This window comes from Gordonia hankookensis, from assembly GCF_014673215.1.
Taxonomy (GTDB): Bacteria; Actinomycetota; Actinomycetes; order Mycobacteriales; family Mycobacteriaceae; genus Gordonia; species Gordonia hankookensis.
Window position 1 is genome coordinate 309178 of the sequence record NZ_JACWMS010000003.1, and the last position, 12368, is coordinate 321545.

The following is a 12368-nucleotide window of genomic DNA, read 5'->3' on the forward strand; positions in this document are numbered from 1 at the left end:
ATCGTCCGCCATCATGGGCAATGGTCCGCCCGGATGACATGCCCAATCCGCAGATCGGGCGCACGCTGCGACCGATGCTCACGAGTGACCCGTCGCAGTGCACGCTGTCGCGTCGAGACTCCGCACGCCCGACGAAGGCGTGGCGTCATTCAGGAAGGTCGGCACGTCGGATCAGCCGGCCGCCAATGCCTCCTCGAGCGCCTGGCCGTCCGTCACAGGCAAACCGCAGACCGTGCCACGGCAGACGTAGGCTGCGTCCGCACCGTTCACGGTGCCGCGACCGTCCAGCAGCGGCACCGAATCACGTTCCCCGGCAACGACAATCGTTCCTCCAGGGGCGACCAGCCGGGCGTGTGCGGCGAGTTCACCCATGCTGTCCGGACCCTGGGCAACCGCAATCTGCAGCGGTCCGGAAACTCTGGTCTGCGCCACTGCGAGCCAGTGTCCGGCCGATCGGGGCACCTTGGCCAAGAGCACCACCGCACGCGCGAGCGTCTGATCGAGGAGCTCCGCATATCGCGTCGCCGGACCGAAACGCGCGAGTGCTGACGCCGCCAGCAAGGCCTCGGCCATCAGTGACGCACCTGCGGGTGTGGCCCCGTCGACCGGATCACGTGGCCGAGTGATGAGCCCGTCGCCGACGGAATCGAACCACGTCCCTGGCTGTTCGGGATCGGCGAACAAGGCGATGGCCGCATCGAGCACGGCCAACCCTTCGTCCCGCCACGATGTGTCACCGGTGGCCTGATGGAGGGTCAGCAGAGCGGTCACCAGAGCAGCATGATCGTCGAGTGCCGCGGCGGGCTGCCCGACAACCCCGCCGAGCGAAGAACGCCGCACACGCCCGTCGACGACATGCCCGTCCAGTAGCGCCCGCGCACACCACGCCCCCAGATCGATCCAGTCCGGGCGCCCCAGGCCGGCACCTGCCTCGACCAGCGCGGTGATCGCCATCGCGTTCCACCCGGTCACCACCTTCTCGTCGCGCGCCGGTTGCACCCGCCCGCCGCGCGACACCAGCAGTCGACCTCGGATCTGCGCGAACCGGACCGGGTCGTCGGGGTCGCGATGCAGTTGCAGGGTGGACCGGCCGTGTTCGAAGGTGCCGTTCTCCGTCACCCCGAGAACGTCTGCCGCCCAACGTCCGTCGCTCTCGCCGAGGGCGTCGGTCAGCTCCGCGGGCGACCACACGTAGGTCGAACCCTCCACGCCATCGGCATCGGCGTCGAGCGACGATGCGAAGCCGTCCGACACCCGCAGATCGCGGTCGAGGAACTCGATGGTCTCCTCGGTGATCCGCATCGCCAGCGGATCACCGGTCCGTCGCGCCAGATGCGCATAGGCTCGGAGCAGCTGCGCGTTGTCGTAGAGCATCTTCTCGAAATGCGGCACAACCCAGTCGTTGTCGACCGAATAACGCGCGAATCCACCGGCCAGCTGATCGTAGATACCGCCGCGCGCCATCGCGGAGGCGGTTCGGATCACCGCGTCGAGCGGCGGCCGGTCGGCAGTCCGCTCGCTTGCGCGGATCAGCCCCTCCAGCAACGCCGACGGCGGGAACTTCGGCGCCCCTCCGAATCCACCGGCTTCGGTGTCCTCGTCGTCGAGGATCGTGGTGACCGCATGGACAAGCAACCGGTCGTCGACGCCGACATCGGCGACCGGCAACGCCTCGGTGTTGGCCTCGAGGTGCTCACGGACCCGGTGTCCCATGGCATCGATCTCGTCGCGTCGCTGTGTCCAGGCCTCGGTGACCGCACCCATGATCTGGACGAAGGAGGGCATACCGCCACGCGGCGACGACGGAAAGTAGGTGCCGCAATAGAACGGATCACCAGACGGGGTGAGGAAGCAGGTCATCGGCCAGCCACCCTGCCCGGTCATCGCCACCGTCGCGTTCATGTAGATCGCGTCGATGTCGGGACGCTCTTCCCGATCCACCTTGATGCACACGAAATCGCGATTCATCACCGCGGCAGTCGAGTCGTCCTCGAAGGACTCATGTGCCATGACATGGCACCAGTGGCAGGCGGCGTAGCCGACGGAGAGCAGGATCGGGACGTCTCGGCGGACGGCCTCGGCCAAGGCATCGGTCCCCCACTCCTGCCAGTGCACCGGGTTGAGGGCGTGCTGGCGGAGATACGGGCTCGTGGACTGATCCAGCACATTGCGCTGCAGATCCCCGTCACGACCCGCTTCGGTCGGTTCAGGTTTCGGCGGACTTCCGTTCATCGGCCTGCACCTTGCCTGTGGTGTCGGGGTCTGTGGTGTCGGAGTACGTGGTGTCGGGATCGCCCTCGCCGTCGACGACCGAATCGGTTCCGTCGTCGAATGCCTGATCCGGTTCCGGATGCTCGGCGTCGAAGGTCTTCGGCAGCTTCTTCAGCTGTGAGTTCATCGACCGGATCAGCAGCGCGGTCGCCACCAACAGGACGATGATGATGAGCAGCCCCAGCGGTGAGGCCTTGCCGAACTCGGGGCCTTCGGGCTGCTGATCTGCCAGGATCTGATAGCCGGCCGCTATGTGCATCGGGCTCATGGTTCCTCGATTCCCGCGAACAGATCGGTCTCCGGGATCGATGTCTTCACGCGCGTCTGCGCGAGCTCGAATTCCTCGGTCGGCCAGAGTCGCTGCTGCCACTCGAGCGGCACCGCGAAGAACACTCCGTTGGGATCGATCTGGGTCGCGTGCGCCCGCAGCGCATCATCGCGCTGCGGAAAATACTTGCCACACTCGACCTGGGTGGTCACCCGGCCCATCAGGTCGCCACGACCGGGCTCCCACTTGCTGAGCCATTCGGTGAACGGACTCTCTTGTCCGTGCCGTTCGAACTCGTCCGAGAACAGCACCATCCGATCACGGATGAAGCCGTGCGTGTAGTAGATCTTCGACACCGTCCACGGTTCGCCGGTACCGGGATACGCGTCCGGATCGCCGGCGCGCTCGAATGCCGCAACGGACACCTCGTGGTCCCGGATATGGTCCGGATGCGGGTAACCGCCACGCTCGTCGTAGGTGACCATCACGTGCGGCCGGAACTCCCGGACCACACGGACGAGTGCTTCGATGGCGTCCTCGATGGGGATCGCGGCAAACGAACCCTCGGGCACGGGCGGGAGCGGATCGCCCTCCGGTAGTCCGGAGTCGACAAAGCCGAGCCACATCTGCTCGACCCCGAGCGCCGCGGCCGCGTTCGCCATCTCTTCCTTGCGGACGTCACTCATCCGCTCTTTGACTCCCGGACGGTCCATCGCCGGGTTCAGGATGTCACCACGCTCACCACCGGTGAGCGTGACCACGAGCACGTCATGGCCCTCGGCCGCATACTTCGCGGTCGTCGCGGCGCCCTTGCTGGACTCGTCATCCGGGTGAGCATGCACCGCCATCAGACGGAGACCTGCATGCGGTCCACCTGTGTGAGATTCGGTCACGCTTCCTCACCTTCGGATAGGTACTCCTCCCATGGTAGGTATTGACGCGTGAACAGTTCAGACGGGGGCACCGACGCCGGTGCGGATGCACCGCGCAGCGGACCTCGCGCGACGTATCCCTCCGGGCAGTCGCCGACCAGCAGGCGACGCTGGTTCATCGGACTGTCTGCACTGGTGGTGGTTGTCGGCCTCGCGCTCGCGGCGCTCGGTTACTCCAAGTTCGCCAATCCGGTGGTGTCCGGCGAAGCCGCCGGCTACCAGATCGTGAATCCCTCCACGGTTGCGGTGCAGATCACCGTGACGCGCCGAGACCCGGGACGGCCCGCAGCATGTGTGGTGCGTGGACGTTCCGCCGACGGCGATGAGACGGGCCGCCGGGAGATCCTCATCCCCGCCGGTACACAGACACAGGTCGGTGTGCACACCGAGGTCAGCACGTCCAAGCCTCCCGTGATCGGCGAGGTGTTCGGCTGCACCACAGACGTGCCTGCCTATCTGACCGCACCTTCGCAGTCGTGACCGCCACCACGCGTGTTCGCGCGGTCTTCGCGACCGTGTCGAGTCCCTATTACGCGTATCTGATGGCGTTGTTCGTCGGCGTGATGCTCATCAGCAACATCACCGGCACCAAGGGTGTCGTCCTGTTCGACGACTGGCTGAACGTCTCCCTCGGTCCCATCCACATGAACGGCCTGGTCACCGACGGCGCGTTCTACCTGTTCCCGTTGGCCTACGTGCTGGGTGACGTCATCAGCGAGGTCTACGGATTCCGTGCCATGCGCCGGGCGATTCTCGCCGGATTCGCGGTGCTGCTGATCGCGTCGATCTGCTTCTGGCTGACGATCGAGCTACCGGCCGCGGACTTCTACGACGGGCAAGAAGCGTTCCGGACGGTTGCCGGTGTGGTACCCCAGTTCCTGCTGGCCGGCCTGGCCGGTTACCTCGCAGGCGAGTTCCTGAACTCGTTCGTCCTCGTCAAGATGAAGGAACGCGCGGGCGAACGCCACCTGTGGGCTCGTCTGATCGGCTCGACAGTGGTCGGCGAGTTCGCCGACACCCTCGTTTTCTGCTCGATTGCGGCAACGGCTCTCGGCATCTCCAGCTGGGGTGATTTCATCAACTACACGGTCGTCGGATTTGCCTGGAAAACGTTGGTGGAGATAGTGATCATGCCCGTGACATACCTCGTCGTCGGGTGGCTCAAGAGGGTCGAACCCAGCTACGCAGAGGCACTCCGACAGGCCCGGACCGACGGCTCTGATGTGCTTTAGCTCTCAGTGACTGGTATCCTCAATGGATACACGGCTCCGCGAGGGGTCGTGTTGCTGCATTTTGAGCAGTCCATATGCCCAGTTGAAGAATCCGCCTGGGCGCGGACAACACAAAGGAGTGACCGATGACCGACACACAGGTGACGTGGCTGACCCAGGAGTCGCATGACCGCCTCAAAGGCGAACTGGATTCACTGATCGCCAATCGACCGGTCATTGCTGCGGAGATCAACGAGCGTCGCGAAGAGGGCGACCTCAAGGAGAACGGCGGCTACCACGCGGCCCGCGAAGAGCAGGGCCAGCAGGAAGCGCGTATCCGTCAGCTCCAGGAGTTGCTGAACAACGCGAAGGTCGGCGAAGCGCCCACCCAGTCGGGTGTCGCCCTGCCGGGTTCGGTGGTCAAGGTCTATTACGACGGCGACGAGAGCGACACCGAGACCTTCCTGATCGCCACCCGCGAGGAGAGCGCCGGAGACGGGTCGATCGAGACCTACTCGCCGAGTTCTCCGCTCGGCGCGGCACTGATCGATGCCAAGGTCGGTGAGACACGTGAATACTCCGTGCCCAGCGGCGCGGTGATCAAGGTCACCCTCGTCAGCGCCGAGCCGTACCACAGCTGATCCACTGAGTCACCGTTGTAGCGGTGGGTGCCATTGCGCACCCACCGCTACAACTGTCTCTGGACGACCCTGGCGCGTTCGGCACGGTTCGCACGCGCCTGTGTCGCACAGGAACCGTATGGGCCGGGATCACGCTGAGGACTACGTCAGCGACACCGTCTCGCCACCGGAGAACATCGAGTCGTGCAGTTCGATGCTCGTCGGAACAGCACCCGCAGGCATGTCGTAGATGACCTTCACGTCGACCGCATTACCCGGATTGATCTTGTCCCACACAGCGATATCGGTCCCGCCGAGGGCGACCTGAGCAGTCGTGTCGGACTCGAAGCTGCGACCCTGCGCATCGAAGAGCTTCTGGTCACTCGGCGAGAAGCCCTGGGGCTTGTCCCCGATGTTCTTGACCGTCATCGTCACGACGACGAATCGACCCTGCGCCTTTTCGGTGAGGTACGGGTTGTCCCCCACGCTGTCGAGACCCGGCTGGACCCCGGTGACCACGAACTCGAATTTGCCATCGCGCACAGGGGAGTTCATCGCGGCGATCGCACGATCCGCCGGTTCGGCGGCGGGCGGATTAGCCGCCGCATGTGTCGCGGTGGCCGCACCACCCCCGCCGCCGGCCGCGTCGTCACTCTTGTCGTCAGAGCCGCCGCCGGGCAGTGCGGCGATCACCACGAGCAACGCGACGATGGCGCCGACGACCCACGGCCACTTGCGCTTCTTCTTCGGGGCCTCGATCGGCGGCACCGGAGGCCGGGCGTAGGGCGGCTGACCGTTCGGCGGCCACGCGTACTGCTGCGGCGGGTACTGCTGCTGCGGCGGGTACTGCTCGGCGCCCTGCGGAGCGGTCGGATGGTGCGGCGCGGCCGGATCGACCGGCCCGGTTTCGTGTGAATTCGTCATGGCCGGAGATATTGCACTCGTGGTCTGACAAAAACGACAAGCCTCACGTGCCGGGGAACGCGATCAGACCGTCGCGGGGACCGAGACCCGATCTTTGGTCCGATCGCGCCGCACAGCCGGCCGACGAGTGCGATGGTCGCCGCGGTCGGCAGACTCCGCACCCGGTTCTCACGCGAGATTCCGACGTCCGATGGCGGCAGCAGGCGGCCGCCCTGTTCCGCGGACAGGACGGCCGCCTGCTGCGACCTACCGGCGTTGTCCACCGATCATGTTGTGGTACAGCGACTTCAGGTCGCGTTTGCCAAGCTCTCCAGACTGCCGGTTGCCTCGATGTACTCCTGCACCCAACGCTCGATCACCGCGGCGGACTTTTCCACCTTCTGGAACTGACCGACAACCTGGCCCACCGGGTTGAACGCGACGTCGATGCTCTCGTCGGGATGCTTGTGTGTTGCTGCGACGGCCATACCGGAGACCATGTACTGCAACGGCATTCCCAGCGGCTCGGGATTGTTCGGATCTTCCCATGCCTCGGTCCAGTCGTTGCGGAGCATGCGGCACGGTTTTCCGGTGAACGACCGGCTGCGGACCGTGTCGCGACTGCCGGCGTTGACATAGGCGGCCTGCTGGACGGGTGTGTTCTCCGCCTCCTCGACCATCAACCACTGCGAACCACTCCACGCGCCCTGCGCACCGAGAGCCAGTGCGGCGGCGACCTGCTGTCCGCTGCCGATACCACCGGCCGCCAGCACCGGACGCGGTGCGACCTCCTTGACGACCTGCGGCCAGAGCACGATGGAACCGACCTCGCCGCAATGGCCGCCACCTTCACCGCCCTGCGCGATGATGATGTCCACGTCGGCGTCCGCATGCTTACGTGCCTGCTGGGGCGAGCCGCAGAGCGCGGCCACCTTGCGACCCGACGCGTGGATCTTCTCGATCATGTCGACGGGGGGCGTGCCGAGCGCGTTGGCGATCAGCTTCACCTTGGGGTGCTGCAGGGCGATCTCCACCTGCGGGGTCGCAGTGGCCTCCGTCCAGCCGAGCAACTGGAGGGAGTTGTCACTGTCCTCACTGAGGGGAACACCGTGATCGAGCAGCAGTTTGCGGCCGAAATCCAACGTTTCGGCCGGCACCATGTCCTGGAGCATCTTGGTGAGCTCCTCGGTGGACATGTCGGCATCCATCCCCTCGTACTTGTTCGGGATGACGATGTCGACGCCGTAGGGCCGATCGCCGATGTGCTCATCGATCCACTTCAATTCGATCTCGAGCTGCTCGGGCGTGAACCCCACCGCGCCGAGCACGCCGAAACCACCCGCCTTGCTGACGGCGACCACCACGTCTCGGCAATGGGTGAACGCAAAGATGGGGAACTCGATACCGAGCTCGTCACAGATCGGGGTGTGCACTTGGGGGCTCCTCAACGCCAGACAGACAGATCGACAACAGACGGCAGAATTAGAACATGTTCTACTCTGGATACTAGAAACGGAAGCAGAGAACAAGCGGCCGCCCGGCCGGGCCACATCCCGGGGCGTCCACAAGCGCCCTGGTCTTCGATGACGTCGTCCCGTGGCCAGGAACAATAGACCGATCCGTGGTCGGCTCCGAAGATTCATCCACAGGCCGCACAAGCATCCACAGTCAACCCACAGCAACGCCTCAGACCGCCTCCAACCTGCGGCATCATCCTTGGATCATGAGAAAGAACACACACACGCCCACCGTCCCACTGATCGTCCTCGACGACGACCCCGCCGTCCTGGACTACGCCCGCGCACTGTTCCGTCGCGACATCCCGCTCGGAGTCGTCAGCAGCCAGTACTCCGCCGCTGTGCCGTTCATGCTCGGCAACAACGGCCACACGGCCGCTCTTGTCGCCGACGTCGACGACCCGGATCAGCTGGCCGAGGCCATCGTCCTCGTCGAGCGTCGCCTCGGCCGGGTGACATCGGTGATCCGCTACGCGACAGATTTACCCGAGTCGACCGACCTGCGCGCGACCGCATCGGCGGCCTGACGCCACGGCATGTACACGATCGCCATCGACACGGCGATCACCGCAACGATCGCGATCACGTCCAGCACATAGTGATTGGCGGTCCCGATCACCACGAAGGCGGTGCTGATCGGATAGAGCACACCGAGCACGCGCACCCACGTTCGACGCGCATACATCGCGATCATCACCCCACACCAGATTGCCCACCCGCAATGCAGCGACGGCATCGCAGCGAACTGATTCGTCACCGACTCCGGGCCGGGTGAACCGGAACCCTCCCACCAGCCCCACGATGCGGTCTGAGCCATGATGTCGACATACCCCGGGTACATGCGCGGCGGCGCGGTCGGGATCAGGAAGAAGCCGGCCAGCGCGATGAGGGTTGTCAGCGCCAGCACCAGCGACGCCCGTCGATAGCTCTCGCGGCGCCGCCAGAACAGCCAGACGAACACGCCGATGGTGATCCACCAGTGCAGCGTGTGATAGTGCAGCGCACTGAGATCGGCCACCCAGCCGTTCACATGCACCCAGCGATTGAGCGCCGGCTCGAAGGCGATGTGCAGGTGTTGTTCGACCTGCGCGATCGATCGGCCGTTCCCGAACGCACGGTCGATGTCCTTGCCGCCGATGTTGCGAACCCGCGAATAGGCCGAGTAGATCCCCCAGATGAGGAGGACCTCCACCCACCATCGCGGCTGTCCCAGATATGCCATCGCACTGGTCGTCCACGCACGCGCGGTCCCCGACATCCGGGCAACACGCGCGTGCCCCTGATGGGGCGGCTGATCCCGCCACACAATGGCCATACGTCCCCCACCGGCTAAAATTCCGAACGACGTGGTTGATACGTTCAACTAAGTGTTCACTCCACAGTAGACCGGGGGCAAGCGAATGGTCATCGTGGGTTTACGGAAGCACCCACAGGTGCGGCGGCATCATGTCGAGGCCGTCGCCTACCTCGTGTTCGGCGCCGGCGCGTTCTTCCTGTTCCGGATCTCGGGCCTCGACGCCCACATCACCTGGGCGCATTCGGCCGTCATCGGCTACAGCGTCGCAGCTCTCATCTCGATCGCACCCCTGCCGACCGGTACCCGGCGCGGTCGCCTCGCCCGCATCGCCGCGGTCACCGGCGCGCTCGTCGTGCCGTTCGTGATGCTGCTCAACGGCCACCACCAGATGCAGGACGAGGTCGGTGTCATCTCGCGGTCCGGTGATTTGCTGATCACCAGCGGAATCCCGTACGTCCACCACGCCACCGTCCTTGCCGACATCAACCCCTACCTACCGGTGATGGCGCTGTTCGGCATCCCCGGAGCTCTCATGGCGCGCTCCGGCATCGATCCGCAGAGCGCGTGGAATGTCGTCGGGGATCCGCGCATCTGGTGTGCGGCAATCGCAATCGGTGGCGTCTGGGGCTCGATGCGTGTGCTCCGCGCGCGGTCGGGATGGGCGACCAGTGCCGCGATCCTGTTGGTCGCATCGCCGACGATCGCCCTGGAGATGTGCGCGAGCGGTGTCGACCTCCCACTCGCCGGTTTCCTCCTGCTGGGACTCGCACTCGCCGCCACCCGTCGTCCCGCGCTGGGAGCGGTGTTCATCGCCGCCGCTTTCGCGATCAAATGGGTGGCGCTGCTCAGCCTGCCGATCATCTTGGCGCTGTTGATCACCCGCTACGGCCGGGTCGTCGCGGCTCGCTTCGTCGCGTTCTTCGTGGCCGCGTCGGCAGTTTTCGTCATCCCGGCCGTTCTGTCCCTCTCGGACACGATCGCTCAGGTCATCGAGTTCCCCACCGGCCATGGCAGCACCCCGACACCCGCCCGGAGCCCCATGCCCGGGGTGCTCATCGCATCGCTCGGCCCGGCGGGCCGTATCGCCGACATGGCACTGCTGGTGGTGTGTGCCGTGGTGTTGTCGACATGCCTCGTTCGCCGGCCGCCGGCCACCTTCGCCGCCGCAGCCACCTTCATCGGCGCGGGTTTCTCGTGCTTCTTCCTGCTCGCGCCGGTCGGCCGGTTCGGCTACCTGCTGATCCCGATGTTGCTGTTCGGCCTGGCCTACATCGCTCACCGTGCCGAAGCCCGCCCTGCCGAACCCGGCGTTGTCGAACCCCCGAGGGTCGAACCCCCGCGCGCCGAACCCCAGCGCGCCGAACTCCAGTCCGTCGCACCCCGGCGCGCCGAATCGAATCATTCCGAACGCTCACGGCGTCGACCCACGTCAGCGGCCATCCAGCCGTTGTAAACGGCGCGCAAGCCAGTGTAAGACCCACGACAGCGGCACCGGGCACTCTCAGCGGCATGACAACAACCACCTCGGCCGGCCTGGCGATCGATGCGCATGGGCTGGTCAAACACTTCGGATCGACCCGCGCCGTCAACGGCGTGGATCTGGCCGTCCCCACCGGTTCGGTGTACGGCGTACTCGGCCCGAACGGGGCCGGGAAGACCACCACGGTGAGCATGCTCGCCACGCTGCTGCGCCCCGACGCGGGCCACGCGACCGTCTTCGGCTACGACGTCGTCGACGACGCCGTAGCGGTCCGTTCCCTCGTCGGCGTCACGGGCCAGTACGCCTCGGTCGACGAGGACCTCACCGCCACACAGAACCTCGTCCTGTTCGGTCGGCTGCTGGGCCTGTCGCGACCTGCGGCGCGCTCCCGGGCCGACGAACTGCTCGAGGAATTCGCCCTCACCGAGGCCGCCGATCGGCCACTGAAGAACTTCTCCGGCGGTATGCGGCGACGCCTCGATCTGGCGGCGAGCCTCATCGACACGCCACCTCTGTTGTTCCTCGACGAGCCGACCACCGGCCTCGACCCGCGTACCCGCGCCCAGATGTGGGAGACCATCCGCAACCTCGTGAAGCAGGGCGCGACCGTCTTGCTCACCACGCAGTACCTCGATGAGGCCGACCAACTCGCCGACCGCATCGCCGTGATCGACCACGGAATCGTGGTCGCCGACGGAACCGCCGACGAACTCAAGCAGTCCGTCGGTGCCAGCACGTTGCAACTGGTCCCGGTGAACCGGACAGACGCACAGCACGTATGCCAGATCGTCGAGTCGGTACTCGGCGAGACCGCGACCCTGAGCCCCGAGGCCGCCCGTGTCTCCGTCGGTCTGCAGAAACCGGATCTGGTGCCGGACGTCCTGATCGCATTGCGCGAGAACCAGATCGCCATCGATGAGATCAACGTCCAGAAGCCGAGCCTCGACGAGGTCTTCCTCACCATCACCGGCCGGCCTGCCGACGATCAGACCGACACCGACACCATCCAAGAGGAGGTGGCCTGATGACCACCACAACCATCGACCGCGGCCCGGCGTCGACCGCGATCACCACCAAGGACGCTCGCCCCGTGGCCAAACGGTCGATCGGCCTCGCCGAAACCGTCCGACAGTCCTTCTCCATGGCCTACCGGGGCGTGTTGAAGATCCGTCACAACCCCGAGCAGCTGTTCGACGTGACGCTGCAACCGATCATCTTCACCCTGATGTTCACCTACATCTTCGGTGGCGCGATCAGCGGGAACATCAGCGCCTATCTACCGGTCATCATTCCCGGCATCATGGTGCAGACCGTGATCACCACGTCGATCGTCACCGGCACCCAGTTGCGCGAGGACATGGACAAGGGCGTGTTCGACCGGTTCCGGTCGTTGCCGATCGCCCGGATCAGTCCGCTTGCAGGCGCACTGCTCGCCGACATGATCCGCTATTTCATCGCGACCACGCTGACCATCGTGATGGGGTTGATCATGGGCTGGCGACCGGACGCCGTGGGCACGATCGGCGCCGCTGCGCTGGTGATCGTCTGCAGCTTTGCGGTGTCGTGGGTCTTCGCCCTGATGGGCTGCCTGATGAGCAAGGCCTCTGCGGTACAGGGCATCTCGATGCTCATCTTGTTCCCGCTGACCTTCATGTCGAATGCATTCGTCCCGGTGGACACGATGCCCGGCTGGCTGCAGGCGTTCGTCAAGGTCAATCCGATCAGCCAACTGGTGTCGGCCGTGCGTGAACTCACCGCCAACGGGCATGTCGGCATCCACGTCGTGTACGCACTTGTCGGCGCCGTCGTGGTCACCGCGGTCTTCGCCCCGCTCGCGGTGCGGGCGTACATGCGCAACACCTGATCTGC

General features: G+C 65.5%; 13 protein-coding genes. 7 read left to right on the top strand and 6 right to left on the bottom strand.

Going from position 1 to position 12368, the window contains the following annotated elements; genetic code table 11:
• Window positions 1-171 precede the first annotated feature (171 nt).
• The 3 genes from IDF66_RS15895 to mca are packed head-to-tail and all read right to left on the bottom strand — an operon-like array spanning window position 172 to window position 3432.
• Window positions 172-2232, bottom strand: a complete 2061-nt coding sequence (locus IDF66_RS15895) for a thioredoxin domain-containing protein (protein ID WP_190267695.1) — start codon at window positions 2230-2232, stop codon at window positions 172-174.
• Complete coding sequence (locus IDF66_RS15900) at window positions 2207-2539, bottom strand: hypothetical protein (protein WP_203589206.1); 333 nt, start codon at window positions 2537-2539, stop codon at window positions 2207-2209. The genes IDF66_RS15895 and IDF66_RS15900 overlap by 26 nt, the downstream gene beginning before the upstream one ends.
• Window positions 2536-3432 (bottom strand): mycothiol conjugate amidase Mca, encoded by an 897-nt coding sequence (gene mca, locus IDF66_RS15905; protein ID WP_164306973.1) that lies wholly within the window; start codon window positions 3430-3432, stop codon window positions 2536-2538. Before mca ends, IDF66_RS15900 begins: the two co-directional genes overlap by 4 nt.
• A gap of 48 nt (window positions 3433-3480) precedes the next feature.
• On the opposite strand from mca, the gene IDF66_RS15910 reads away from it, so the two are divergent.
• From IDF66_RS15910 to greA, 3 genes are all read left to right on the top strand, one after another.
• Entirely contained in the window at window positions 3481-3951 is a 471-nt protein-coding gene (locus IDF66_RS15910; protein WP_190267696.1) for a DUF4307 domain-containing protein, read from the top strand.
• Window positions 3948-4703, top strand: a complete 756-nt coding sequence (locus tag IDF66_RS15915) for a queuosine precursor transporter (RefSeq protein WP_317628727.1) — start codon at window positions 3948-3950, stop codon at window positions 4701-4703. Before IDF66_RS15910 ends, IDF66_RS15915 begins: the two co-directional genes overlap by 4 nt.
• Window positions 4704-4828: 125 nt before the next feature.
• Window positions 4829-5323, top strand: coding sequence for a transcription elongation factor GreA (gene greA, locus IDF66_RS15920; protein WP_164306971.1), 495 nt, complete (start codon window positions 4829-4831; stop codon window positions 5321-5323).
• Window positions 5324-5464: 141 nt separating this feature from the next.
• Here greA and IDF66_RS15925 read toward each other — a convergent pair whose 3' ends face one another.
• On the bottom strand, window positions 5465-6226 hold the full coding sequence (locus IDF66_RS15925; protein WP_190267697.1) for a DUF4352 domain-containing protein: 762 nt from the start codon (window positions 6224-6226) through the stop codon (window positions 5465-5467).
• Window positions 6227-6513: 287 nt separating this feature from the next.
• Window positions 6514-7638, bottom strand: coding sequence for a nitronate monooxygenase (locus IDF66_RS15930; RefSeq protein ID WP_164306969.1), 1125 nt, complete (start codon window positions 7636-7638; stop codon window positions 6514-6516).
• Window positions 7639-7928: 290 nt separating this feature from the next.
• Here IDF66_RS15930 and IDF66_RS15935 point away from each other — a divergent pair, with 290 nt between their 5' ends.
• Window positions 7929-8249 carry a hypothetical protein gene (locus tag IDF66_RS15935; protein ID WP_164306968.1) on the top strand — a complete coding sequence of 107 codons (321 nt, stop codon included), beginning with the start codon at window positions 7929-7931 and terminating at the stop codon, window positions 8247-8249.
• Here the strand turns inward: IDF66_RS15935 and IDF66_RS15940 are convergent.
• The gene (locus IDF66_RS15940; protein ID WP_223309708.1) at window positions 8192-9037 is read right to left on the bottom strand and encodes a phosphatase PAP2 family protein; all 846 of its coding nucleotides are present in this window, start codon (window positions 9035-9037) and stop codon (window positions 8192-8194) included. The two genes, IDF66_RS15935 and IDF66_RS15940, sit on opposite strands and share 58 nt — an antisense overlap.
• A 94-nt stretch (window positions 9038-9131) precedes the next feature.
• On the opposite strand from IDF66_RS15940, the gene IDF66_RS15945 reads away from it, so the two are divergent.
• Genes IDF66_RS15945 through IDF66_RS15955 form a run of 3 tightly spaced genes read left to right on the top strand, consistent with a single transcriptional unit; the run spans window position 9132 to window position 12363 of the window.
• Complete coding sequence (locus tag IDF66_RS15945; RefSeq protein ID WP_190267698.1) at window positions 9132-10472, top strand: hypothetical protein; 1341 nt, start codon at window positions 9132-9134, stop codon at window positions 10470-10472.
• 56 nt (window positions 10473-10528) lie between these two features.
• The gene (locus tag IDF66_RS15950; RefSeq protein ID WP_190267699.1) at window positions 10529-11524 is read left to right on the top strand and encodes an ATP-binding cassette domain-containing protein; all 996 of its coding nucleotides are present in this window, start codon (window positions 10529-10531) and stop codon (window positions 11522-11524) included.
• The gene (locus IDF66_RS15955) at window positions 11524-12363 is read left to right on the top strand and encodes an ABC transporter permease (RefSeq protein WP_190267700.1); all 840 of its coding nucleotides are present in this window, start codon (window positions 11524-11526) and stop codon (window positions 12361-12363) included. The genes IDF66_RS15950 and IDF66_RS15955 overlap by 1 nt, the downstream gene beginning before the upstream one ends.
• Window positions 12364-12368: the final 5 nt, after the last annotated feature.

Excerpts from the sequence above, each read along its gene's own strand:
- IDF66_RS15955 (WP_190267700.1), top strand. The coding sequence starts at position 11,524 with ATGACCACCACAACCATCGACCGCGGCCCGGCGTCGACCGCGATCACC.
- IDF66_RS15940 (WP_223309708.1), bottom strand. The coding sequence starts at position 9,037 with ATGGCCATTGTGTGGCGGGATCAGCCGCCCCATCAGGGGCACGCGCGT.
- IDF66_RS15895 (WP_190267695.1), bottom strand. The coding sequence starts at position 2,232 with ATGAACGGAAGTCCGCCGAAACCTGAACCGACCGAAGCGGGTCGTGAC.
- IDF66_RS15900 (WP_203589206.1), bottom strand. The coding sequence starts at position 2,539 with ATGAGCCCGATGCACATAGCGGCCGGCTATCAGATCCTGGCAGATCAG.
- IDF66_RS15925 (WP_190267697.1), bottom strand. The coding sequence starts at position 6,226 with ATGACGAATTCACACGAAACCGGGCCGGTCGATCCGGCCGCGCCGCAC.
- IDF66_RS15935 (WP_164306968.1), top strand. The coding sequence starts at position 7,929 with ATGAGAAAGAACACACACACGCCCACCGTCCCACTGATCGTCCTCGAC.
- greA (WP_164306971.1), top strand. The coding sequence starts at position 4,829 with ATGACCGACACACAGGTGACGTGGCTGACCCAGGAGTCGCATGACCGC.
- IDF66_RS15950 (WP_190267699.1), top strand. The coding sequence starts at position 10,529 with ATGACAACAACCACCTCGGCCGGCCTGGCGATCGATGCGCATGGGCTG.